General features: G+C 73.1%; 19 protein-coding genes and 1 tRNA gene. 7 read left to right on the plus strand and 13 right to left on the minus strand.

The window, feature by feature from the left end:
- Positions 1–145: 145 nt before the first annotated feature.
- Complete coding sequence (locus ACZ5GP_RS07495) at positions 146–1,246, plus strand: bile acid:sodium symporter family protein (protein WP_468749890.1); 1,101 nt, start codon at positions 146–148, stop codon at positions 1,244–1,246.
- Here the strand turns inward: ACZ5GP_RS07495 and ACZ5GP_RS07500 are convergent.
- The 3 genes from ACZ5GP_RS07500 to ACZ5GP_RS07510 all read right to left on the minus strand — a co-directional run bounded on the left by ACZ5GP_RS07500 (position 1,182) and on the right by ACZ5GP_RS07510 (position 5,505).
- Entirely contained in the window at positions 1,182–2,447 is a 1,266-nt protein-coding gene (locus ACZ5GP_RS07500) for a hypothetical protein (protein ID WP_468749891.1), read from the minus strand. The genes ACZ5GP_RS07495 and ACZ5GP_RS07500 overlap by 65 nt on opposite strands.
- A gap of 10 nt (positions 2,448–2,457) precedes the next feature.
- The gene (locus tag ACZ5GP_RS07505) at positions 2,458–4,350 is read right to left on the minus strand and encodes an exo-alpha-sialidase (RefSeq protein WP_468749892.1); all 1,893 of its coding nucleotides are present in this window, start codon (positions 4,348–4,350) and stop codon (positions 2,458–2,460) included.
- 231 nt (positions 4,351–4,581) lie between these two features.
- Positions 4,582–5,505, minus strand: coding sequence for a quinone oxidoreductase family protein (locus ACZ5GP_RS07510; RefSeq protein ID WP_468749893.1), 924 nt, complete (start codon positions 5,503–5,505; stop codon positions 4,582–4,584).
- Positions 5,506–5,614: 109 nt separating this feature from the next.
- On the opposite strand from ACZ5GP_RS07510, the gene ACZ5GP_RS07515 reads away from it, so the two are divergent.
- Positions 5,615–6,055 carry a MarR family winged helix-turn-helix transcriptional regulator gene (locus ACZ5GP_RS07515; RefSeq protein WP_468749894.1) on the plus strand — a complete coding sequence of 147 codons (441 nt, stop codon included), beginning with the start codon at positions 5,615–5,617 and terminating at the stop codon, positions 6,053–6,055.
- 43 nt (positions 6,056–6,098) lie between these two features.
- Here the strand turns inward: ACZ5GP_RS07515 and fdhD are convergent, their stop codons facing one another.
- Positions 6,099–6,947 carry a formate dehydrogenase accessory sulfurtransferase FdhD gene (gene fdhD, locus ACZ5GP_RS07520; RefSeq protein WP_468749895.1) on the minus strand — a complete coding sequence of 283 codons (849 nt, stop codon included), beginning with the start codon at positions 6,945–6,947 and terminating at the stop codon, positions 6,099–6,101.
- Positions 6,948–7,234: 287 nt separating this feature from the next.
- On the opposite strand from fdhD, the gene ACZ5GP_RS07525 reads away from it, so the two are divergent.
- Complete coding sequence (locus ACZ5GP_RS07525; protein ID WP_468749896.1) at positions 7,235–8,182, plus strand: beta-ketoacyl-ACP synthase III; 948 nt, start codon at positions 7,235–7,237, stop codon at positions 8,180–8,182.
- Between the two features lie 92 nt (positions 8,183–8,274).
- Here the strand turns inward: ACZ5GP_RS07525 and ACZ5GP_RS07530 are convergent, their stop codons facing one another.
- Positions 8,275–8,700, minus strand: a complete 426-nt coding sequence (locus tag ACZ5GP_RS07530) for a PaaI family thioesterase (protein WP_468749897.1) — start codon at positions 8,698–8,700, stop codon at positions 8,275–8,277.
- A gap of 276 nt (positions 8,701–8,976) precedes the next feature.
- On the opposite strand from ACZ5GP_RS07530, the gene ACZ5GP_RS07535 reads away from it, so the two are divergent.
- Positions 8,977–9,061 (plus strand) — tRNA-Leu (locus ACZ5GP_RS07535).
- Positions 9,062–9,138: 77 nt separating this feature from the next.
- Here ACZ5GP_RS07535 and ACZ5GP_RS07540 read toward each other — a convergent pair.
- The 7 genes from ACZ5GP_RS07540 to ACZ5GP_RS07570 form a co-directional block, all read right to left on the minus strand.
- Positions 9,139–9,801 carry a GntR family transcriptional regulator gene (locus ACZ5GP_RS07540; protein WP_468749898.1) on the minus strand — a complete coding sequence of 221 codons (663 nt, stop codon included), beginning with the start codon at positions 9,799–9,801 and terminating at the stop codon, positions 9,139–9,141.
- Between the two features lie 111 nt (positions 9,802–9,912).
- Positions 9,913–10,917 (minus strand): proline racemase family protein, encoded by a 1,005-nt coding sequence (locus tag ACZ5GP_RS07545; RefSeq protein WP_468749899.1) that lies wholly within the window; start codon positions 10,915–10,917, stop codon positions 9,913–9,915.
- Positions 10,918–10,968: 51 nt separating this feature from the next.
- Entirely contained in the window at positions 10,969–11,877 is a 909-nt protein-coding gene (locus ACZ5GP_RS07550; protein ID WP_468749900.1) for a dihydrodipicolinate synthase family protein, read from the minus strand.
- Complete coding sequence (locus tag ACZ5GP_RS07555; RefSeq protein WP_468749901.1) at positions 11,874–13,598, minus strand: FAD/NAD(P)-dependent oxidoreductase; 1,725 nt, start codon at positions 13,596–13,598, stop codon at positions 11,874–11,876. Before ACZ5GP_RS07555 ends, ACZ5GP_RS07550 begins: the two co-directional genes overlap by 4 nt.
- Positions 13,579–13,872 (minus strand): (2Fe-2S)-binding protein, encoded by a 294-nt coding sequence (locus ACZ5GP_RS07560; RefSeq protein ID WP_468750158.1) that lies wholly within the window; start codon positions 13,870–13,872, stop codon positions 13,579–13,581. The genes ACZ5GP_RS07555 and ACZ5GP_RS07560 overlap by 20 nt, the downstream gene beginning before the upstream one ends.
- A 186-nt stretch (positions 13,873–14,058) precedes the next feature.
- Positions 14,059–15,282 carry an NAD(P)/FAD-dependent oxidoreductase gene (locus ACZ5GP_RS07565; protein ID WP_468750159.1) on the minus strand — a complete coding sequence of 408 codons (1,224 nt, stop codon included), beginning with the start codon at positions 15,280–15,282 and terminating at the stop codon, positions 14,059–14,061.
- Positions 15,283–15,378: 96 nt separating this feature from the next.
- A complete protein-coding gene (locus ACZ5GP_RS07570) occupies positions 15,379–16,143 on the minus strand; it encodes a helix-turn-helix transcriptional regulator (protein WP_468750160.1) in 765 nt (254 codons plus the stop codon).
- Between the two features lie 651 nt (positions 16,144–16,794).
- Here ACZ5GP_RS07570 and ACZ5GP_RS07575 point away from each other — a divergent pair.
- Together ACZ5GP_RS07575 and ACZ5GP_RS07580 are read left to right on the plus strand one after the other, a co-directional pair.
- Positions 16,795–18,006, plus strand: a complete 1,212-nt coding sequence (locus ACZ5GP_RS07575; protein WP_468749902.1) for an MFS transporter — start codon at positions 16,795–16,797, stop codon at positions 18,004–18,006.
- Between the two features lie 258 nt (positions 18,007–18,264).
- Complete coding sequence (locus ACZ5GP_RS07580) at positions 18,265–20,598, plus strand: collagenase (protein WP_468749903.1); 2,334 nt, start codon at positions 18,265–18,267, stop codon at positions 20,596–20,598.
- A gap of 31 nt (positions 20,599–20,629) precedes the next feature.
- Here the strand turns inward: ACZ5GP_RS07580 and ACZ5GP_RS07585 are convergent, their stop codons facing one another.
- The gene (locus ACZ5GP_RS07585; RefSeq protein ID WP_468749904.1) at positions 20,630–22,141 is read right to left on the minus strand and encodes a glycoside hydrolase family 3 protein; all 1,512 of its coding nucleotides are present in this window, start codon (positions 22,139–22,141) and stop codon (positions 20,630–20,632) included.
- 236 nt (positions 22,142–22,377) lie between these two features.
- Between ACZ5GP_RS07585 and ACZ5GP_RS07590 the strand changes: the two genes are divergently transcribed.
- Positions 22,378–23,379, plus strand: coding sequence for a zinc-dependent alcohol dehydrogenase (locus tag ACZ5GP_RS07590; protein WP_468749905.1), 1,002 nt, complete (start codon positions 22,378–22,380; stop codon positions 23,377–23,379).
- The last annotated feature ends 17 nt before the right edge of the window (positions 23,380–23,396 follow it).

The raw sequence follows: 23,396 nt of genomic DNA on the forward strand, positions 1-23,396 counted from the left end.
CCATCGTGTTCTGTGATGACAGTCAGAGCGGTGTACGGGATTCCCGATCGCACGGCTCGGGGGGACCATGGGGACGAGACGTTCCGGCCACCCCGGCGCCGGGACGGTCCGGAACCACACCCCCGCACCGAGAGCATGGAGTGCCGTGAAACGCCTGAAGTGGCCGTCCTGGATGCCGGTCGACCCCTACATCGTGGCGTTGCTCGCGACCGTGGGCATCGCGGCCCTCCTCCCCGCGCGGGGCACCTCCGCCGATGTCGCCTCCGGAGTCTCCACCGCCGCCGTGTCGTTGCTCTTCTTCCTCTACGGGGCCCGGCTGTCCACCCGGGAGGCGCTCGACGGACTGCGGCACTGGCGGCTGCACGTCACCGTCCTCGCCTGCACGTTCCTCGTCTTCCCGCTGCTCGGGCTCGCCGCCAAGGGGCTCGTGCCCCATGTCCTGACGCCCGCCCTCTACAGCGGCTTCCTCTTCCTCACCCTGGTGCCGTCGACGATCCAGTCGTCCATCGCCTTCACCTCCCTGGCCCGCGGCAACGTCCCGGCGGCGATCTGCGCCGGCTCCTTCTCCTCGCTCGCCGGCATCGTCCTCACCCCGCTGCTCGCGGCGGCGCTGCTCGGCGGCACGGGCGGCGGCTTCTCGGCGGACTCCGTCGTCAAGATCGTCGTCCAGCTCCTCGTGCCGTTCGTCGCCGGTCAGGCGTTGCGGCGCTGGGTCGGTGGTTTCCTCACCCGGCACAAGAAGGTCCTCGGACGCGTGGACCGGGGCTCGATCCTGCTCGTCGTCTACACCGCTTTCAGCGAGGGCATGGTCCGGGGCATCTGGCACCAGGTGACCTTGCCGCGGCTGCTCGCGCTGCTCGGTGTCGAGGCCGTACTGCTCACCGTGATGCTGGCGCTGACCTGGTACGGCGCGAAACGGCTCGGCTTCGGACGCGCCGACCGGATCGCGATCCAGTTCGCCGGGTCGAAGAAGTCCCTGGCCGCCGGCCTGCCCATGGCCAGCGTGCTGTTCGGGGCGCACGCCTCCCTCGCCGTCCTGCCGCTGATGCTCTTCCATCAGATGCAGCTCATGGTCTGCGCGGTCATCGCCAAGCGCCGCTCGCGCGATCTGACCGACTTCGACGTGACCGCATCCGACGTGACCAACTCCGACCTGACCGACTTCGACGGGCAGGACCCCGTCAGCGGGGCTCCGCCAGCCGCAGCGACACGAAGCGCGGCCGGTACAGCGACACGTTCCGATTGACGTTCGCCTGCGCGCTCGCGGGCACCGGGTCCAGCCAGTTCACGTCGTAACTCAGCACGACGCGCCCGTCCCCGCCGAGCGCCGGATGGGCCTGCGGGTTGTAGGCGGCCGTGTCCTGGCGCGCGGCGCCGTCCTTCGGCAGGGGCGCCTCGAACGCCTTGGCCGGGCCGTGCCAGGGGCCGGTGGGGGAGCAGGCCCAGTACGACGTGACGTCGGTCAGCCCCTCGGCGCCCGCGGCCATGGTGAACAGCACGTACGTCCCCTTGTCCCGCACCACAGTGAACGCGCTGCCCACCCCCTTGTGGCCGCCGTTGCCGAGGACCGCCCGCGAGGCGCTCTCGCGGCCCCACCCCTCACCGTCCCAGTACTCCCACGCGCCGGCCTCGGCGAGCCGGCCGTGCGGGACGCGCGCGACGTGTGCGTGCGAGGTGGGCCGCGAGGCGGCCTGCGCGTCCGTGCCGCCGAACACGTACGTCCAGCGCTCGTCCTCGACCGTCGTCGTGCCGTACAGGACCCGCTTCTGGGGGTCCGCGACCCGCTGCTGGTCGGACACCTTGACGATGCCCTCGACGCGCAGGTCCGGCAGGGAGAGCGTGGCGACCTCCGTGGCCAGGGGGACGCCGTAGATCCAGGGGCCCTGGCCCGTCATCCGGGTCCACAGCAGGACGCGTACGACCCGCTCCTCCGAGTCCGGTGAGCGGGGTTCGACACGGGCCGCCACCGGCCAGCGCCACTGCTGGGGCCCCGGGTCGGCGAAGAGCGGCGCGGGAAGGGTGCGCTCAAGGGTGCCCGAGCGGGACATGACCAGGGCGGAGTTGCGGACCATGGGCGCGTTCGCGTCCCGCCAGGGGTGGGGCTGGCCCGCCGGGTTGGGCGGCGCGTGGACCTGGCCGAGGAAGGTGTCGGAGAACAGCCACAGCACGCGCCCGTCCGGCAGCCGCACCGAGTGGGTGCCGTCGCCGCCGGTCCAGTCGTCGGCCCGGGCCGGGTCGTCGCCGTAGCGGGCGAACTCCCCGGTGGCCCGGTCGTCGGCGGACCAGGACGCCACGGTGCGCGGCCGGCACGCCGCCGCCTGTGTGTCGCCGCCCTCACGGTCGCGGCCGGGCAGGGCGACGAGCAGGACGGCCGCGCAGGCCACGGCGAGCAGCAGGATCAGCCAGATCCTGCCGCTCGCCCCGCCGTGACGCTCTTGGTCGGACACGCCCGGGACGTTAGTTCCTGCCGCGCACGCGGTCCATGGGGAGCCGGGCGACGGTGTCGTGTGTCACAGCGTCGCAGGTGGTGCGCAAGGCCTCCGTCTCGGCGTCGCTCAGGGCCCTGTCGTACACCCGCACGTCGTCGACCGCCCCGGTGAAGTGGGCGCGGCTGTCCAGGCGTTGCCCGATGTGCACGCCGAACGGCGAGTTGCGGCTGACCGAGCCCGGTACGTCGGCGGCGGTGACCCGCGTGCCGTCGAGGAACAGCGTCAGACGCCCGTCGCCGCGGCGCAGCGCGATGTGGTGCCAGCGGTCGTCGTTGTACGCGCCCGTGGTGCGCACGGCGGCGGACCTCGGGGGCGCCGCGCCGTCCCGCGTGGTGATCAGCCCCGTGACGCGGTCGCTCGCCGGCTCGCCGCGCAGCCACACCTGCGGCTGGTTGGTACCGATGCCGCCCATCCACAGCAGCGGCTGCTCGCCGGTGGTCGCGGAGTAGCGGAACCACATCGAGGCGGTGAAGTCCCCCGAGCCCAGGGCCAGCCGGCGGCGGAAGGGCAGCCGTACGGCGTCGTCGGTGCCGTCGAGGGCGAGGGCGCCGCCGAAGCGGCCCTTGGTCTCGCGCGCCCCGCCGAGCACGGCCGCGGCGCGGGCGCCCGGCGCGTGGTCGCGGGTCGTCGGGTCGGGGCCGCGGCGCGGCTGCAGCCACTCCTCGGTGAAGCGGGCGAAGCGGATCTCGTCGCGCGCGTCCACGGCGCCGCCCTCGTACAGCAGGCCGACGTGCGCGCCGTCGGCCCGCACCAGGTCGGAGTAGCCGGACCAGTCCGCGGTCACCGTCGTGCCCCGGTCGACGCTGTCCCAGGTGCGGCCGCCGTCGTAGGAGGAGCGGATCTGCATCGTGCGGCGGCGGTCGGGGTCGGCGGGGCAGCCGAGCAGCATCCGCCGGCCGAACTGGAGGGTGGAGCACTGCACTTGGGGCGCGTACAGGTCCGGGATCGCCTCGAAGGGGGCGGCGAAGGTGTCACCGCCGTCACGGCTCACGGCGTGCGTGCGGTGGCCGAGGTCGGTGCCGTCCTGCTCGCGGCCGCTGACGTACACCGCCCCGTCGGGCCGTTCGGTGACCGTCATCTCCGACGGCTTCTGGCGGAACGTGCCGTCGGCGCCGACGGGGTACGAGTCGGTGGCGCCGACCTTCCAGTGGTCGCCGCCGTCGTCGCTGACGACCAGCGCGGCGTGGTTGGCGCTTATCCGGCTGCCGTCCCACGTCTCGGCGTTGACCGCGAGGACGAGGCGTCCGGCGTGTCTGCCCCGGGAGAGCTGGACGCCGTGCACGGGGCCGGTCGCGTACCAGGAGTTCCACTCCCTCGGCAGGATCTCCTCGCTCAGGTCGCGTGGCGCCGACCAGCTGCGGCCGTCGTCGTCGCTGTACTGCAGATGGGGGGTGCGGTCGCACGGCACCTCGCAGTTCTTGCCGTCCGTGCGGCCGGTGTTGTACGTCTCCGCGAGCAGCACGCGGCCGCTCTCGCGGTCCACGACCGGCGCCGGGTTGCCGTGCGTGTCGCCGGCGCCCTCGTTGATGACGTGGAGCGGGCCCCAGGTGCGGCCTCCGTCGTCGGACCGCTTCAGCACCAGGTCTATGTCGCCCGCGTCACTGCAGTCGTTGACCCGGCCCTCGGCGAAGGCGAGGAGGGTGCCGTGGGTCGTCCGCACGACGGCGGGGATGCGGAAGCAGGCGTATCCGGGGTCCTGGGAGGCCTTGAACAGCACCTGCTGCTCGAAGGGCGGCGCGGGTTCGGCCGCCGCGCGCGCGAGGGGCGCCGGCAGCAGGGCACCGACGGCGAGCGCCAGCGCGGCGGCGATGGTGGGCCCGAGAGATCTGAGGCGTACACGGAGGCTCGAAGTCGACGACATGGTGCGGCCCGCCTTTCCTGGCGACGGCGATGGCGACGGAGCGACGGCGAGGGCGATGGAGCGACGTGGCGGCGATGGAGCGACGGTGATGGCGACGGGACGTCCTGACATCCCACGTCCTATGTGCGCGCCACAGACGGTACTGGCGGCCACCGCACCTCACAAGAACCGCGCGCCGGGGGAGCCCCGCGTGCCGCTCCCGTACGAGGTGCGGGGCGCGGACCGGGGCGGTCACGGGACGAGGACCACCTTCCCGAGGTTGGTCCGCTCCTCGGTGGCCGCATGGGCGAGGGCCGCGTCCTCCAAGGCGTACCGCGCGTGCACGACGGGCCGCAGCTCACCGGCCGCGTACAGCTGCCACAGCTCCCGCCGCCAGGCCTCGTACAGCGCCGGTTTCCCGTGGGCGATGAGCGCCATCTGGAAGCCGATGACGGACTTCGCGCCGACGAGCAGGTCATACGCCGACACGGTGCCGCCGCCGGAGCTGTAGGCCACCAGACGCCCGTGCGGGGCGAGGGCCGCCACGGCGGGCGCGAGCAGCTCGCCGCCGACCGCGTCCAGGGCGTAGTCGACGGGTTCGCCCCAGTCCTCGCGGTCGTACGTGATGACGTCGTCGGCGCCGAGCCCGCGCACGAAGTCGGCCTTGCCGGCGTCGGAGACCGCGCCGACGATCCGCCCGGCCCCCTTCGCCCGCGCGAGCTGCACCGCCAGGTGGCCGACGCCGCTCGCCGCCGCCGTGATGAGCGCGGCCTCTCCCGGCTCGGGGCGCGCGGCCTCCAGTGCGCCCCTGGCGACGAGCCCGGAGCGGACCAGCGCGACGGCGTCGACCGCGCTCGCGCCGCCGGGCACGGGGGAGGCCATCGCGGTGGGGAGCAGGGCGTAGTCGGCGTAACCGTGCCCGAAGACCAGCCCTGTGACACGGTCGCCCACCGCGTGGCCGGTGACGCCCTCGCCGAGTGCGACGACCTCCCCGGCGATCTCGCCGCCCAGGGCGATCGGCTCGCGGGCCTCGCGAACCTTGCGGACGACGGGCAGGGTCACACCGGCCGCCTCCACGCGTACGAGCAACTCGTCGGGGCCCGGCCGGGGCACGGGCGTCTCCTCCAGGAACAGGACCTCGGGACCGCCGCTGCGTTCGTAACGGACGCGACGCATCCGCACCACCTCCGGAGTGGATCAGAGAATCATTGGGAGTCCCAACGGTATACCCAAATATCGTAGGGAGGTCCAATGATTTCGCGTCCGCTCTCGCTAGGCTCCTCCCATGCCCACGACGCCACCCGCCCCCAGCGCGATCCGCACCCTTCCCAGCTGGCTGCTCGGCCGCGCCGCCGCCCGTGGACGTGCCCTGGTCGCCGACGCGCTGGCCCAGGAGGGCCTGAAGATGTGGCACCACGTGGTGCTCGCGGCCGTCGCCGACCTCGGCCCGGTCGCCCAGGCCGAACTGGGCCGCAGCGTCCTGCTCGACCCCAAGGACATGGTCGGCGTCCTCAACGACCTCCAGGCGGACGGACTCGTCGACCGCGCCCCGGACCCCAAGGACCGCCGCAAGAACGCGATCACCATCACGGCCAAGGGCGAGCGCCTCGTGGCACGGTGCACCGAAGCGGCCGAGCGGGCCAACGAGACGCTCCTCGCGTCCCTGTCGGACGCCGAGCGCACCCGGTTCCTCGAGATGCTCACCCGGATCTCGGGGGTGACCTGAAGCAGTCGGCCGGGCCAGGGCCGTGCCGCTGTCCGGAGTGGGGTCAGCCCTGGGCGGCCGGGGTCCGCAGGGCGACGCGGTGCTCGCCCGCGTACACGTTCATGGAGGAGCCGCGCAGGAAACCGATCAGGGTCAGACCGGTCTCGGCGGCCAGGTCGACCGCGAGCGAGGACGGCGCGGAGACCGCGGCGAGCACCGGAATGCCCGCCATCACCGCCTTCTGGGCGAGCTCGAACGAGGCGCGGCCCGAGACGAGCAGGATCGCGCGCGACAGCGGGAGCCGCCCGTCCTGGAGCGCCCGGCCCACGAGCTTGTCGACGGCGTTGTGCCGTCCCACGTCCTCCCGTATGTCCAGCAGCCGCCCCTCCTCGTCGAACAGGGCCGCCGCGTGCAGGCCCCCGGTCCGGTCGAAGACCCGCTGGGACTCGCGCAGCCGGTCGGGCAGGGCGGCCAGCAGCTCGGTGCCGACGCGCACCGGGGGCGTGTCGGCGATCGGCCACCGGGCGGTGGTGCGCACGGCGTCCAGGCTCGCCTTGCCGCACAGGCCGCAGGACGACGTCGTGTAGACGTTGCGCTCCAGGGTGATGTCGGGCAGGACGAGGCCGGGCGCCGTGCGGACGTCCACCACGTTGTACGTGTTCGAGCCGTCCTCGGTGGCGCCCGCGCAGTACACGATGTTCCGCAGGTCCTCGGCGCCCCCGAGAACCCCCTCGCTCACCAGGAAACCCGCCGCGAGCGCGAAGTCGTCGCCCGGCGTGCGCATGGTGATGGCGAGCGGCCCGCCGTTCAGCCGGATCTCCAGGGGCTCCTCGGCGACCAGGGTGTCGGGCCGCTCGGAGACGTGCCCGTCCCGGATCCGGACGACCTTGCGTCGCTCCGTGACTCGTCCCATGTCCTGATCAGCCCCGGTTCTGTACGTGCTGGCGGCCGAGGTGGCCGTCACCTTGCCATTGTCCTGCACGCGGGGCGTGCCCCCGCGGCCGAGGCCGCCGCGGTACTCGTACACGCGGTACGCGCGGAACTCGTACATAAGGTCACACAGTTCATCGGAGGGTGACCGGATCATGAGAAGCATCCAAAGCGCACGCGCCTTTCCTGTCGCTTTACACCCCCTGTTACCGGTGAGTCGCTGACCAGACTGGAGGGTCCCGCATCTCCGGCAACAAGGGGGACCCGTACATGCACGGCTCGCGCATCGTCGCCGTCGGCCACTATCAGCCCGCCAAGATCCTCACCAATGAGGATCTCGCGGGCCTGGTCGACACCAGCGACGAGTGGATCCGGTCCCGGGTGGGCATCCGCACCCGTCACATCGCGGGCCCGCAGGAGCCGGTCGACGAGCTGGCCGCGCACGCCGGGGGGAAGGCCCTGGCCGCCGCGGGCCTGACCCCCGACGCGATCGACCTGGTCCTGGTCGCCACCTCCACGGCCATCGACCGGTCACCGAACATGGCCGCCCGCGTCTCGGCCCGGCTCGGCATCCCCTCGCCGTCCGCGATGGACATCAACGTCGTGTGCGCGGGCTTCACGCACGCGCTCGCCACCGCCGACCACACCCTGCGGGCCGGGGCCGCCACCCGGGCCCTGGTCATCGGCGCCGACAAGATGTCCGAGGTCACGGACTGGACGGACCGCACCACGTGCGTGCTGACCGGGGACGGCGCCGGCGCGGTCGTCGTCGAGGCCTGCGGGCCCGGCGAGGAGCCCGGCATCGGCCCGGTCCTGTGGGGCTCGGTGCCCGAGATGGGCAACGCCGTGCGCATCGAGGGCACCCCGCCGCGCTTCGCCCAGGAGGGGCAGAGCGTCTACCGCTGGGCGACCACCCGGCTGCCGCCGCTGGCCCGCACGGCCTGCGAACGCGCCGGACTCACCCCCACCGACCTCGCGGGGGTCGTCCTGCACCAGGCCAACCTCCGCATCATCGAGCCGCTCGCGGAGCGCATCGGCGCCGTCAACGCCGTCGTCGCCCGCGATGTGGTCGACTCCGGGAACACCTCGGCGGGCTCCATCCCGATGGCCCTGTCCAAGCTGGTCGAGCGCGGGGAACTGCGCTCGGGCGACCCGGTCCTGCTCTTCGGCTTCGGCGGGAACCTCTCGTACGCGGGGCAGGTCGTGCGCTGTCCGTGAGCGCGGGGACGCGCGATTGCCGGGGGGGCGTTACGGAGGCCATGCGGCCCCGCAACCGCGTGCCTCCGCGCCGGGGCTCGGGGCGCCGAGGCTCAGGCGCCGCGGGCGGCGAGGACCGCCTGGGTCTGCGTGGTCTGCCCGACGAGGCGCTCCTGATCGTCGTACATCTCGGTCTGTACGACGATGAAGGAGCCGCCGATGTGCAGCGGACGGGCCACCGCGCGGGCCGTCCCGGAGCGCACGGCCCGCAGGAAGTTGGTCTTGGACTCGATCGTCGACGTGGCCGCGCCGTCGGGCAGGTTGAGGTACGCGCACACCGCGCCGACCGTGTCCGCGAGCGTCATCACCGCTCCGCCGTGCAGCACGCCGCCCGCCGTGCACAGCTCCGGCGACCAGGGCAGGGTGCCCTCCACGCGATCCGGCCGCGCCTCGGCGAAGGTGATGCCGAGGTGCCCGGCGAAAGGGACGGCGGCGAGCAGCTGGGCGCGCGGATCGTTCTGGGGCAGGGTGTCCGTCATGGGGTGACCTTCCGCTGGGGGCGTGGCGACCCCCATCGTGCGGTACATCGGCGGCGGCCGTCGATTACCCCGGAGGTAAACCGGCCGGGCCCCACCGTGCCGCCTTCGCCCCCGCAACGTGAAGGGATCATCACTCCGGGTGAGAACCCGCGCGAGCCGGGGTACCCGCCGGGTATCCGGCGGTCGGCGGCCCGATACGCAGGTGAAAGGCACTCCGAAACCTTGGTATTGTTGTCCATGTCGCCGCGGGGAACACCACACGGCGAAAGACACCTGGTCCGGGTGGCGGAATGGCAGACGCGCTAGCTTGAGGTGCTAGTGCCCTTTATCGGGCGTGGGGGTTCAAGTCCCCCCTCGGACACCGGCTGAGACCCCACTTCACGTGGGGTCTTCTGCGTTTCCGGGGTGTGGACGTGACCAACAGCCCAGCGAATCCCCTCAGGATGTGGCCCAGAGGGAGCGGACGTGTCCGAGGTGGCGGGCCATGCACTGTTCCGCCGCCGTCGCGTCGCCCGACAGCATCAGGTCGAGGAGTTCGATGTGCTCCTCGGCCGACGGGGTCAGCTGGTCCCGCTCGTCCAGGGCGGTGAGGCCGTAGAGGCGGGACCGCTTGCGGAGTTCGCCGACGGTCTCGACCAGACGGTCGTTGCCCGAGAGGGCGAGGAGCGACAGGTGGAAGCGGCGGTCCGCCTCCAGGTAGGCGATGAGATCGTGGTCGCGGGCGGCCCGGACGATCTCCTCCGCGACCGGGCGCAGCACCTCCAGGTCCTCTCGGGCCGCTGTGCGGGTGATCCGGCCGATCATGGGGATCTCGATCAGGGCCCGGATCTCCTTGTACTGGTCGAGGTCGCGCTCGTCGACCTCCGTGACGCGGAAGCCCTTGTTGCGGACGGGCTCGACCAGGCCCTCGCGGGCCAGATCGAGCATCGCCTCCCGCACCGGCGTCGCCGAGATGCCGAAGTCCTCGGCGAGGCCCGGCGCGGAGTAGATCTCGCCCGGCCGCAGCTCGCCGGAGATCAGGGCGGCTCGCAGGGCATGGGCCACCTGGTCGCGCAGCCGCTCCCTGGTGGTGATGAGGTTCTTCTGCTTCAGGTGCCCCATGGTGCTCCCCTCCGGTGATGCCCCCGCCCGCGCGGATCACCAAAGTACAATGTCACGTTGCGAGTTGGTGAGGTGGGGAGCGTTCCGGCCGGGACTCGTTCCGGCCGGGGGTCAGAGGGTGAAGCCGGCCGGGAACGGGTCGGTGGGGTCCAGGAAGTACTGGGCCGTGCCGGTGATCCAGGCGCGGCCGGTGATCCGGGGCACGACCGCCGGCAGGCCCGCGACCTCCGCGCGTGCGATCAGGCGGCCGGTGAACTCCGTACCGATGAAGGACTCGTTGACGAAGTCGCGGTCCAGCGGGAGTTCGCCGCGCGCGTACAGCTGCGCCATGCGCGCGGAGGTGCCCGTCCCGCACGGGGAGCGGTCGAACCAGCCGGGGTGGATCGCCATCGCGTGCCGGGAGCGCTGTGCGTGGGAGCCGGGCGCGGCCAGGTAGACGTGCTTCAGTCCTGAGATGTCGGGCTGCGCGGGATGTGTCGGGCGGTCCGGGGAGGCGTTGATCGTCTCCATGAGGGCGAGCCCCGCCGCGAGGAGATCGTCCTTGCGCGCCCGGTCGAACGGCAGGCCCAGCGCGTCCAGCTGGACGAACGCGTAGAAGTTGCCGCCGAAGGCCAGGTCGTACGTCACCGTGCCGAGGCCCGGCACCTCGGCCTCGCGGTCCAGGGCCACGCAGAACGCCGGCACGTTGGTGAAGGTGACCGACGTCGCCGCGCCGTCGGCCACGTGCACGTCGGCCTGGACCAGGCCCGCCGGTGTGTCCAGGCGGACCCTGGTGACCGGCTCGGTGACCGGGACCATGCCGGTCTCGACCAGCACGGTGGCCACCCCGATGGTGCCGTGCCCGCACATGGGCAGTACCCCGGAGACCTCGATGAAGAGGACGCCGTAGTCGGCGTCGGGGCGCGTCGGGGGCTGGAGTAGGGCGCCGCTCATCGCGGAGTGCCCGCGCGGCTCGTGCATCAGGAGGGTGCGCAGGTGGTCGAGGTGCTCGATGAAGTGGATTCTGCGCTCGGCCATGGTGGCGCCGGGGATCACTCCCACACCGCCGGTGATCACACGGGTGGGCATGCCCTCGGTGTGCGAGTCGACGGCGTGGAAGACGTGACGAGTGCGCATGCGTCTCCTCGGGAATCGTAGAAACGTAGCGGGACAGGGAGGGCAGGCGGGCTAGTGGTGGCCGGCCGCCAGCGCCTTTTCGGTGGCCGACCGCACCAGGGCCTCCGTGGCGCCGGTCAGCGCGAGACGCGGGGGGCGGGTCGGCCCGCCGAAGCGGCCCGCGATGTCCATCGACAACTTGATGGACTGCACGAACTCGGTCTTGGAGTCCTGGCGCAGGAGCGGGTGCAGTGACCGGTAGAGCGGGAGCGCCGTTTCCAGATCACCCGCGCAGGCGGCGTGGTACAACTCCGCGCAGGACGCGGGAAAGGCGTTCGGGTAACCGGCGACCCAGCCGACCGCGCCCGCGAGGGCCAGTTCGACGAGGACGTCGTCCGCGCCGATCAACAGGTCCAGTTCCGGCGCCAGTTCGGCGATCTCGTACGCCCTGCGCACATCGCCGCTGAACTCCTTCACCGCCACGATGCTGCCGTCCGCGTGCAGTCCGGTGAGCAGGTCGGGCGTCAGGTCGACCTTCGTGTCGAGCGGGTTGTTGTACGCGACCACGGGCACCCACGCCTTGGCCGTCTCGGCGTAGTGGGCGCGCACGGCACGTTCGTCGGCGCGGTAGGTGTTCGGCGGCAGGAGGAGCACCGAGCCGCAGCCCGCCTCCGCCGCCTGCTCGGCCCAGCGGCGGGACTCGGCGCTGCCGTAGGCGGACACGCCGGGCATCACGCGTGCTCCGTCGCCCGCCGCGTCGACGGCGGTGCGGACGACGCGGGCGCGTTCGTCGTCGGTGAGGGTCTGGTACTCGCCCAGGGAACCGTTGGGGACCACGCCGTCGCAGCCGTTCGCGAGGAGGTGGCGGACGTGCTCGGCGTACGCGTCGTAGTCGATCGAGAGGTCCTCGCGCAGGGGGAGCGCCGTTGCGACCATGATGCCGCGCCAGGGGCGGTCCGGGGTCCAGGTGGCGGAGGTCATGAGGGGTGCCCTTCTGTGGGGTCGTCGGCGGGGTGGCCCGTGGGGTGATTTGGGGGGTGGTCTGTGGGGTGCTCTGTTCGGGGTGCGGGCTTCGGGGGTTGGGTCGGCGTGTCGGGTGGGTCGGGTGTGTAGGGCGTGGTGGTCGTCGTGGGTGGGTCGGACGTGGCAGGTGGGGCTTGTGCGGTGGACGGGCCCTGAGGGGTGAGGGGTGGCTCGGGCAGGCGGGCCAGGACGCCGAGAGGGACGGGCGTGGCCAGTGGGCGCCGGTCCGCGGATGCGGTGGCGGGGGTCGCCGTGGTCGCGGGGATGCCGGTGGGCGGCGCCGCGAGGCAGGCCACGGCGGTCCCGCACATGCGGCCCTGGCACCAGCCCATGCCCGCCCGGGTGAGGAGCTTGACGGTACGGGCGTCCCGGGCACCGAAGTCGGCCACCGCCTCGCGCACGCGCCCCGCCGGCACCTCCTCGCAGCGGCACACGTCCGTGTCGTCGGGCAGCCACCGTGTCCAGCCGTGGCCCGGTGCGTGGGCAGCGGTCATCGTCTCGGCGAAGACGCGCGCGCGGTCGCGACGCCGTCGCAGGGCGCGCAGGTGGGAGAGCGGGGCCCGAGGGGTGCCGGTCAGGCGGGACACGATCGCGTGGGCCGCCAAGGTGCCCTCGAAGACAGCCAGTTGGGCGCCGCCGACACCCGATGTCTCTCCCGCCGCCCACAGGCCCCGGAGCGAGGTCTCCTGAAGGGGGCCCAGTTCGAGGGCGTGGGCTCCATCGGCGGTGCGGCGGGTGGCGCAGCCGAGTGCGGTGGCCAGGTCGATCTGCGGGACGAGGCCGTGGCCCACCGCGAGCGCGTCGCAGGCGATGCGGCGGGCCGTACCCGGGATCGGCCGCCAGTCGCGGTCCAGGCGGGTGACCGTCACGGCCTCCACCCGGTCTGTGCCGTGCGCCCGGGTCACGGCGCTGCGGGTGCGCAGGCGTACCCGGTGGCGCAACAGGGCCGCGCCGTGCAGCGCGGCTTCCGCGAGCTTGTGCGGGTTGGCGGCGAGGGCGCCGGGGCGGCGGGCGTAACGGAGGTATCCCGAGGCCTCGATCACCGCGGGGACGCGGGCCCCGGCCGCGGTGAGCGAGGCGGCGACGGCGAGCAGCAACGGGCCGCTGCCCGCGACGACGACACGGCGGCCGGGCAGGGCGAGCCCCGACTTGAGCATGGCCTGGGCGCCGCCCGCGCCGACGACGCCGGGCAGGGTCCAGCCCGGGAAGGGTAGGTGGCGCTCGTACGAACCGGTCGCGAGGAGGACCGCTCGGGCCCGCACGATGACCGGCTCCCTCCCCGAATGGGGCTCTTCAGCGGCGGGCGGGTGATCCGTGTCTTCCCCGGCGAGGGCGTGGACGGCCCACTGGGGCGGCATGGGCGCCCCAGCCGGTGCCGGGCCGTCGGTCGTCTCGCGCGTCACCGTCCAGACGTGGTGGCCGAAGAGCTGGGTGACGTCGCTCGCCGCCAGTCGAGCGCGCAGCCCGGCGAACGTGGACCAGTCATGGTGCAGGGCTTCGGGGCGGGTGGCGCCCGTGGCGGGTGAGGGGTGCCGGTAGAACTGGCCGCCCGGCTGACCGGAGGAGTCCAACAGGGCGACCCTCAGCCCAAGTTCGGCGGCTTTCACCGCACCGGCCAGGCCCGCCGGACCGGCGCCGAGTACCGCGAGATCGTACGTCTCAGACGGCGAGCCCGGCATGGCCGTCCCCTTCCTGTGTGGTCACCGCGTCACCGGGCCGCGCGGTGACCAGGCACGCCCGCCGGTTCGGGCGTCCGTTGACGGTCGCGAGGCAGTCGTAGCACTGGCCGATGCCGCAGAACGCCCCGCGCGGCCGTCCGCCGACCCGGGTGCGGCGCCAGGCGAGGATGCCCGCGGACCAGAGAACGGCGGCGATGGACTGGCCGGGCAACGCGGTCAGGTCGTATCCGTCGAAGGTGATGGTGAAGGCGGCGGCATCCGGAGTGGCGCCCACGAGCGCTGCGGGTGAGCGGCCGGCGGAATACTTCTGGTCCTGGTCCTGACCCCGGTCCCGGTCCCGGTCCCGGTCGCCGGACCTTCGGACGGCGGACGTCACGTCGTCACCTGCCATGGGCCCGGCTCCTCTCGCGCGGCTCAATTGCCCCGGCGTGTCTTATGGGCCTGGTACGCCTCGCACATCTCATATGTCCCGCACCTTCTCGAAGGCCTTTCCCGTGAAGCGTTCCGGGGCGAACGGCGTGACGTCCAGCGGTGGTTCGCGGCCCGTCAGCATCGCGGCGATGAGCAGACCCGTCGCCGGCGCGAGCCCGATGCCCGCGCCCTCGTGGCCGCACGCGTGCAGCAGCCCCGGGACGCGGGGGTCGGGGCCGATCGCGGGGAGGTGGTCGGGGAGGTAGGGCCGGAAGCCCGCGTAGGCACGGATCGCCCGCACCTCGGCGAGGGCGGGGAAGAGCCGGGTGGCCTGGGTCGCGAGGCGCCGCAGGACCTCCACGGACAGAGTGCGGTCGAAGCCCACCCTCTCCCTGCTCGCCCCGATGAGCACCGGGCCCGCCGGGGTGCCCTCCACCACCGCGGAGGTCTGGAGGGCGGCGGAGCCGCTCGCGACGTCCGCGACGTAGTCGGCGGAGTACACCTTGTGCCGCACCACGCGCGGCAGCGGTTCGGTGACGAGGACGAAGCCGCGACGGGGAAGCACCGGTAGTTCGACGCCCGCGAGGCGGGCGAGCCGGCCGCCCCAGGTGCCGGTGGCGTTGACGACGTGCGGTGCGCGGAGGTCGCCCCGGGACGTCCCCACCCCTCGTACCGCACCACCGGGCCCGGTGAGCACCGCGGTGACTTCCTCGCCGAGCCGCAGCGTGAGGCGCCCCCGGCCGCCGACGCCGTCTCCTCCTCCGTCCAAGGCCGCTGCCCGGAGCAAGTGCGCTGCCGCGAGCGCCGGTTGGACCTGGGCGTCCTGCGGGTAGTGGAAGCCGCCCGCGAGACCGTGGGCCAGATGGGGTTCGAGATCGGTGAGGCGGTCGGCCGCGACCTCGACCGCTTCGACGCCCGCACGTCCCTGGCCTGCCGCGAAGTCCCGCAGTGCGGCCAGCCCGGCCTCGGTGGAGGCGACGACCAGGCCGCCTTTCCTCTCGTATTCGACACGGGCGGGCAGCGATGTCGCCAGGTCGCGCCACAACCGGGCCGAAAAGAGCGCCAGTTGTAGTTCCGGTCCCGGCTCCTTGTCGGAGACGAGGAGGTTTCCCTCACCCGCACCCGTGGTGCCGCCCGCGACGGGGCCGCGGTCGACGACGGTGACGTCGAGGCCAAAGAGGCAGGCGTAGTAGGCACAGGCCGCGCCGACGACTCCCGCTCCCACGACGATGAGATCCGAGGTTTCCGGCCGTCCGTAAAGGTGTCCCGTCAGCACGGCAGTAATATTTCACATGGCACTGGTGCTGCCAAGGGTGCCTGCACGAAGGGAAGTTGATGCGGTCGGAGGGTGGGGTGGCCGTTGGAGTGGTCAGTCGCGCCGGTTGTGGGTGCCGGGGGTGTAGCCGTACGCGCGGCGGAACACGTCGATGAAGGCGCTGGTGGACGACCATCCGCAGCGGTGCGCGACCGTGGTGACCGGCAGCCCGTCGGCCAGCATCCGCAGGGCGTGATAAAGCCGGAGCTGGGTGCGCCACTGCGGGAAGGTCATACCCAGTTCGCGGCGGAAGAGGCGGCTGAGGGTGCGTTCGCCGGCCCCGGCCACGGCCGCCAGTTGGGCCAGGCCGCGCGGGTCGGCGGGGTCGTCGTGCAGCAGGTCGCAGACGGTGGTGAGGCGGGGGTCCGAGGGGGTGGGCAGCTGGACGGGTTGCTGCGGGGAAGCGCGCAGTTGGTCCAGGAGCACCGCGTGCAGGCGCCGCCGCTCCGGGGTGTCCTCGTGCGGGTCCCGCGTGCAGGCGAGGATCAGTTCGCGCAGCAGCGGACCGACGGTGAGGACCGTCGGGGCGTCGAGGCGCAGCGGGTTCGTGGTGGCGGGCAGGCCCAGCAGGTGCAGGGCCAAGTGGCCGTGGGCGCGGTGGGCGTGGACGCATCCGGCGGGGACCCACAGGGCCCGGGTGCCGGGCGCGAACCATGTGCCGGCGCCGGTGGTGACGGCCACGACGCCGGAACCCGCGTAGATGATCTGGTGGTCGTCATGGCGGTGCGCGTCGATGCGTTCGCCGGGGGCCAGGGCCTGGGTGCGGGTGGGGGCCTCGGGGGTGTGGCGGATGCCCGGCGCTGGCTGGGGGGCGCGGATGACCGGCGCTGGCTGCTGGACGTGGGGGTCGCTCGGCGCTGGCTGGGGGTGGGCGACGTCCGGTGCCGGCTGGGCGTGGCAGATGTCCGGCGCAGGCGGGGGGTGGGCGATGTCCGGGACTGGTTGGGGGTGGTCGATGTCCGGTGCTGGCTGGGCGTGGCGGGTGCCCGGGACTGGCGGGGGGTGGGCGACGTCCGGCGCTGGCTGGGGGTGGCGGATGTCCGGTACAGGCGGGTGGTGGGGGATGCCCGGGACTGGTTGGGGGTGGTCGATGTCCGGTGCTGGCTGGGCGTGGCGGGTGCCCGGGACTGGCTGGGGGTGGGGGGCGTCCGGCGCCGGCTGAGAGTGGCGGATGTCCGGTGCTGGCTGGGCGTCGCGGGTGCCCGGCACGGGCGGGGGGTGGGCGACGTCCGGCGCTGGCAAGGCGTGGCGGATGTCCCGGGCTGGCTGGGGATGGCGAATGTCCGGCTCCGGCGGCGAGTGGCGGTTGTCCGGCATGAGTTGGCATTTTATCGGAAGCGCGCCAGCGGAAGCGGTCGCGACGATGAGGCGGTGAACCATTCCCGAGTCGGCGGTCCTCTTCGGAGCATCCGCCACGCCCAATTCATCCACCGCCCCCAACGCCCCCCATCCGCTCGCCGCCCCCGCCCCATGCGCCCCCGCCCCAAGCGCCGCCGCCCTATCCGCCGCCCCCGCCCCGTCCTCCTCCTCGCCCTCAGTCACGCCTGCGTGGACGTCTACCAGGGAGCCGTCGCCGCGCTCGTGCCCTTTTTCGTGGCGGAACGTGCCTATAGCTACGCCGCCGCGTCCGGCATCGTGCTCGCCGCGTCCCTGCTCTCCTCCCTCGTGCAGCCGCTGTTCGGCGTGCTGACCGACAGATGGGCCATGCCGTGGCTGCTGCCGGTGAGCACGCTGGTCGGCGGGGCCGGGGTGGCCCTCGCCGGGGTCGGCGGACACTACGTCCTGACGCTGCTCGTCGTCGCCGTGTCCGGGATCGGCGTCGCCGCGTACCACCCGGAGGCCGCGCGCGTGGCGCGGCGGGCCGGCCGGGGCGGTCACACCGCGATGAGCTGGTTCTCCCTGGGCGGCAACCTCGGTTTCGCGACCGCGCCCCTGCTGACCGCCGCCGTCGTCGCCACGGGCGGCCTGCGCGCCTCCCCGCTCCTCGTGGTCCCGGCCCTCGCCGGGGCGGCGCTGTGCGTGGCGGCGCTGCGGGGCATCCGGGCGTTCGAGGCGGCCGCCGCCCCGAGCGGGGAGCCGAGCCCCGTCCTCGCGGAAGACGACTGGCCCTCATTCCTGAGGCTGTCCGCGGCCGTCGCCTGTCGCTCGATCGTCTTCACCGGGCTGAGCACGTTCATCGCGCTGTACGTGCGGCAGCGCACCGGGGGCGGGGAGACCGCGGGCACCCTCGCGCTCTTCGTCCTCTACCTCGGCGGCGCCGTCGGCACCGTGGCCGGCGGGAAGCTCGCCGCCCGCCACGGGCGCCTGCCGGTGGTGCGCTGGTCGTACACCCTGACGGTGTTCGCCGTGGCGGGCGTCGTCCTCGCCCCGGCGCCGATGCTCCTGCTCTTCGTCGTTCTCGCGTCGGCCGGCCTCTATGTGCCGTTCTCCCTGCACATCACCCTCGGGCAGGACTATCTGCCCCACCGCGTGGGCACCGCGAGCGGGGTCACGCTCGGTCTGACGGTGAGCATCGGCGGCCTCGCGAGTCCCCTCGTCGGGGCACTCGCCGATGCCACCTCCCTGCGCACCGCCCTCGTGCCGCTGATCGCCCTGCCCGCCCTCGGCCGGTTCCTGCTGCGCGCCCTGCGCGAGCCGGGGGAGCCGGGGGAGCCGAGGGAGAAGGCCGCCTCGCAGTCCTGACCGTCCCTGACCGGCCCTGACCAGCCGCGACCGGGCTCGCGTCACCCCGAGTGCGCGGCCCGCAGAGTCTCCGGGACCCGCGAGGTTTCCGGTTTCCTCGTTCCTGAGGGGTTGTCAGTGCAATTTCACATTACTACGTTACGCATCACATGGTCAGACGGCAGCCATGCACACGTCACTCGCAGGCAACCTCAAGGGCCGTCGCGCACAAGGCAGTTGGCCGAGGCAGTACCTCCCCACCCCACACAGGAGCCATCGGTGTCCCAGCCACGTCCACGAACCCTGCGCAGATCCGCGCTCGCCGGTGCGATAGCGGCGACCCTCTGCGCCACGGCCGCCCAGTACGGATACGCGGCGGCCGACCCCGCCCCCGCATCCACCCGCCACGTCTCCGCCTCCGTCGCCACGGGCAAGGCGGCCGAACCGAACCCCTTGGACATCGTCGACCGCAGGGCGAAGGCCCCCAAACCCGGCGTGTACAAGATCCCGGCGCCCGGCGGTCTCAAGGGCGGCGGCACCCCCGGCCGTACCGCCAAGCCGCAGGGCGGCGGGGCGAAAGGCGCGGTGGCCCCCTGCACCCTCGACGGCGTCACCGGTCTGTCCCCCGAGCGGTTCGCCGACTTCCTCGCCGACCCCGCCGTCACCGCCAACGGGTGTCTGAGCGGGCTCATCTGGGACTGGGACCGGCGGCTCGCCCCCGTCATGTCGGACGCGCACGTCCAGGCCGTCTCCGCCCGCGTCACCCGGCTCGCCGCCACCCACGACGGCAAGAACGGCAGCAACCTCCTGGAACTGCTCACCTATCTCCACGCCGTCGCCTACCAGGACTTCTCGCACGACGAGATCGACGTCACCGACGCCCCGACCGTCGACGCCATGCGCCGGGCGGTCGCCGCGTTCGGCGCGGCCCCGCGCACCTTCGACGTGACCCGGCCCAACGCCGAGTCGCTGCGCGAGGCCCTCTACGCGGCGAGCGCCCCCGGACTGCGCCAGCACCAACTCCCGCTCGTCAAACGGGTGCTGGCCACCATGGATGCCGCTCACCCCGAGACGGCCAAGGACGCCTCCTGGGCCGGGTCGGCGCTCGCCGCGCTCTCGCTGAACTACCTGGGCGTGTATCCCGGCAACCAGGACACCGCCTTCCACGCTGCGGTCACGGCCGACCCGTCCTACCGCGCCGCCTTCAAGGCCTTCGCCGGCCACACCCACCTCAAGGGCACGGCCAACGCCTGGGTGGTGCGCGACGCCCTGAGCGAGTACGGCAGGTTCGGCCAGATCGAGGGGCTGAGGAGCGAGATCGTCCCCGGACTCGGCGGCCTGGTCACCGTCACCGCGCGCAACTTCGGCGAAGGAAGCGCCCCTTGGGCCAAGGTCGCCACCTGGCTGAACGAATACGGGGCCTGCGCGCCGTACAAGGTCTGCAAGGCGGACATCGAACGCCGCCTCTTCCCGAGCACCTTCACGTACGACAAGGGCGGGATGAAGGTCCGTACGGCACTCGACCGGGGGACCGTCGACCAGCTCTACTACGCGAGCAAGCAGGTCAAGGCCCAGTTCCACCGCGTCATCGGCACCCGGGAGCCGCTCGCGGGCGATCCCAACACCGGTCTGACCACGGTGCTCTACGCCTCTCGCGCCGACTACGAGAACTACCATCCGCTGCTCACCGGGATGGACACGAACAACGGCGGCGTCTACATCGAGAAGGGCGCGACCTTCTACACCTACCAGCGGCGCGTCCCGCAGGACTCGACGCTGACCCTGGAGGAACTCTTCCGCCACGAGTACACGCACTATCTCAACGGCCGCTGGGCGGTGCCCGGCTTCTTCGGCGAGGGGCCCTGGTACGAGGGCGACCGGACCACCGCGATGGACGAGGGCACCGCCGAGTTCTTCGACGGCGCCACCCGGGACGACGGCGTCAAGGTCCGCAAGTCACTTGTCCAGGGCGTCATCGACGACACGGCGGGCGGCGACCCGAGGATGAGCGTCGACCGGCTCCTGCACGCCACGTACGACGGGGACGGCTTCCGCTTCTACGACTACGCGGGCACCTTCTTCGAGTTCCTGTGGAGTGAACGGCCCACCCTCATCCGGGAGATGTACGCCCTGCTGCGCGCCGACGACCCGGCGGGCTTCGACGCCTGGCGTGACCGGCTCGGCAAGGACAGCGGGCTGCAGAGCGCGTACGACGCCTTCCTCGACCAGCAGATCGCCCACGTCGACGAGCTGTTCGTGCCGGACACGACGTACGTGCCGGTGGCGCGGCTGCGCGACACCACGGCCGCCCAGGTCCGCGACTCCTTCAAGGCGACGACGGGCAGCTTGCCCCAGTGCCGCTCGAACGGTGCCCCGGAGCGCCCCCGCTACCTCTGCACCGGGCGGATCACCGCCAATCTGAGCGCGTCCGGCGATCCGGACGCCGTGTTCGAGGACATGTCGGAGACGGTGGATTACTACCTGCTCGACCGTTCCGAGGCGGGGCACAACAACCTCGCCGACATGAACTGTTCGTTCGGCCAGGTGGAGATCTGGTCCAACGGCCGGGCGGGCAGCGCCGATTACGACTGTGAGGGCCCGCTCAGGGGCTGAACCGTACGGGGCCGGCGCCCGGCGGGGCGGGTCAGGCGCCGGCCCCCACCAGCAGTTCCGCCGCCGCGATCCCGGACACCCGGGTCGCCCCGTGCGTGATCAGATGGGCGGCGCCCGGTGTGTCGCCCCCCGGCACGCCCATCTCGACCACCAGTGCGTCGGGGCGGCTGCGCAGGAGGCGGGTCAGCGTGTCGGTCATCCAGCGGTGGCGGGCCGCGTCGCGGACCACCACCACCAAGGCGCGGCCGATCGCCGGAGCCAGCGCCTCCCGCTCCAAAAGGGCGCCCTCGTGAGCCAGTTCGGGCTCCGTCAGGCGTACGGACGTCGTGCCCGGGCGCAGGTCGCGCAGGGGGCCGGCGATGCCCCACGGGGTGTGGCCGTCGACGGCGAGGTTCATCGTGGGGGACAGCTCCACCACGTGCGGCGCGCCCGTGAGGGGCAGCGCCGTCCCGGAGCGGTGGCGCACGCGGACCGCGCGGCGCGCCGCGACCAGGCCGATGTCAAGGTCCCGTACCGCCCCCGCCACGGCCCGGGAGCGCTCGCCCGACCACGCGGCGAACGCCGCAACCCGGGCGCTCGCCGCCGCCAGCCGCTCCTCGGGGAGCGAGCCGCCGAGCACGGCCTTGACCAGGGCCGTGGAGAGCAGGTCGACGGTGGCCTCCGCGGCGCTCTCGCCGCCCACGCACACCGCGTCCACTCCACCCGCGACCGCCCGGACGGTGGCCCCGTCGATGCCGTAGCGGTCGGTGACGGCGCCCATCTCGATGCCGTCGGTGACCAGGAGCCCGTCGAACCCCAGCTCGCCGCGGAGCAGGTCCACCAGAATGCGGTGGCTGAGCGTCGCCGGCAGGTCGGGGTCGTACGCGGGAGCCAGCACATGGGCCGTCATCACCGCCCGGACGCCCGCCTCCTGCGCGGCGATGAACGGCGGCAGCGCCGTGAGCGCGATCTCCTCGGCGGAGCCCCGCACCTGCGGCAGGCCGTAGTGCGAGTCGACCACCGTGTCCCCGTGGCCGGGGAAGTGCTTGGCGCAGGCGGCGACACCGGCGCGCTGCAGGCCGCGGACCCAGGCGGCCGTGTGACGGGAGACGAGGTCGGTGCGGGAGCCGAAGGAACGGACGCCGATCACCGGGTTGAGGGGATTGGAGTTCACGTCCGCGCTGGGCGCGAAGTTGAGGGACACGCCCGCGGCGTGCAGGTCGCGGCCGATGTCGTGCGCCACGCGCTCGGTCAGGTCGATGTCGTCCACCGCGCCGAGGGCGAGGTTGCCGGGCCGGGACGAGCCCGTCCACGCCTCCAGGCGGGTCACGTCGCCCGCCTCCTCGTCGATGGCGACGATGAGGTCCGGGTTCTCCGCGCGCAGGGCCGCGGTGAGGCGGGCGACCTGCTCGGGCGTCTCGATGTTCCGGGCGAACAGCACGACGGAGCGCAGGCCCTCGGCGATGCGCCGGCGCACCCAGTCGGGGGCCGTGGTGCCCTCGAAGCCGGGCTGCAGCACGGAGTTGGCCAGCTGCTCCAGAGTCGGGTCACTGCTCGGTGCCATGGCGCGACCTCCGAAGGTGCGGGTACGTGGCGTACGGGGCGTGGCCCGTGGGACGTGGGGCACCCAGCGGGGCTCCTGCAGATTGGTCCAGGCCAATCGGATAGTGGATATTGGCGCGCGGCGATCGGAGCTGTCAAGAAGCCGGAACCGGCCGAGGCGAGCGAATCCAACGCCCGCGAGGCGGAGTTGGGCGATGCTGGAGTCGTCCGCTGATCGCAACCGGTGGGGGGAAGGCCATGCGCAGGTATGAACTCGTCGGCAGGCGCGACATCAGACTGGTCACCGACGTGGCGGTACCGGAGCCGGGGCCGCTGGAGGTCCTCGTCCGGGTGCGCGCCTGCACGGTCTGCAACCGCAGCGACCTCGCCTACTTCCACTACTACGGCCTGCGCGCGCACTGCTCCGAGGGCTGTTTCGGTCATGAGATCGCCGGCACCGTCGAGGCGACCGGCGCCGGCGTGAGCCGGGTCGTGCCCGGGCAGCGGGTCTTCGTGCGGACCCCGCTCACCACCGGGTACGCCGAATTCGCGCTGGCCCGCGAGATATCCGTGGGCGCGCTGCCCGACGCCGTGCCCTTCGAGCAGGGCGCGATCCTGCAACTGCTGCCGCTGGCCGTGCACGCCACCCGCGGCGTCCGGCTCGGCGACCGCGTGGCCATCATCGGACAGGGACCCGTCGGGCAGCTGGCGCTGCGCGTCGCGCTGGCACGCGGCGCCGCCGAGACCGTCGCCGCCGACCTCGACGCCTGGCGCCTCGAACGGTCGTCCGCCGCGGGCGCCGACGCGGTACGCCGCGTGGACGGCGGCAGCGAGCAACTGGCCGCGATCGGGGCGGACTTCGACGTCGCCGTGGACGCCGTCGGCACACCCACCACGCTCAACGCCTGCGTCGGCCTCGTACGCCAGAACGGTCTCGTCGTCCTCCTCGGCACCCATCACATCGACACGCACGTCACCCTCGACCTGGTCACCTGGGAGCGCAAGGGGCTGCGGGTGCACAGCTCCGCCGAGCCCCTGGACACCGCGCGCACCGAAGCCCTCGCCGCCGCCGAACGCCTCGCCCACCGCCGCACCGACACCCTGCGCCTGCCCGACCTGCACACGCACACCTACCCCCTGGACGAGCTGCCGAAGGCCATGGAGCAGCTCTCCGCGAGCCGCGCCCTCTACCCCGACGCCGAGCACGCCCCCTACGCCGGGCCGCCGCGCGAGACGCTGAAGGTGGCGATCGTCCCGTGAACCCGCGGGAGCGCCCC

This window comes from Streptomyces sp. NPDC031466 (assembly GCF_055581265.1).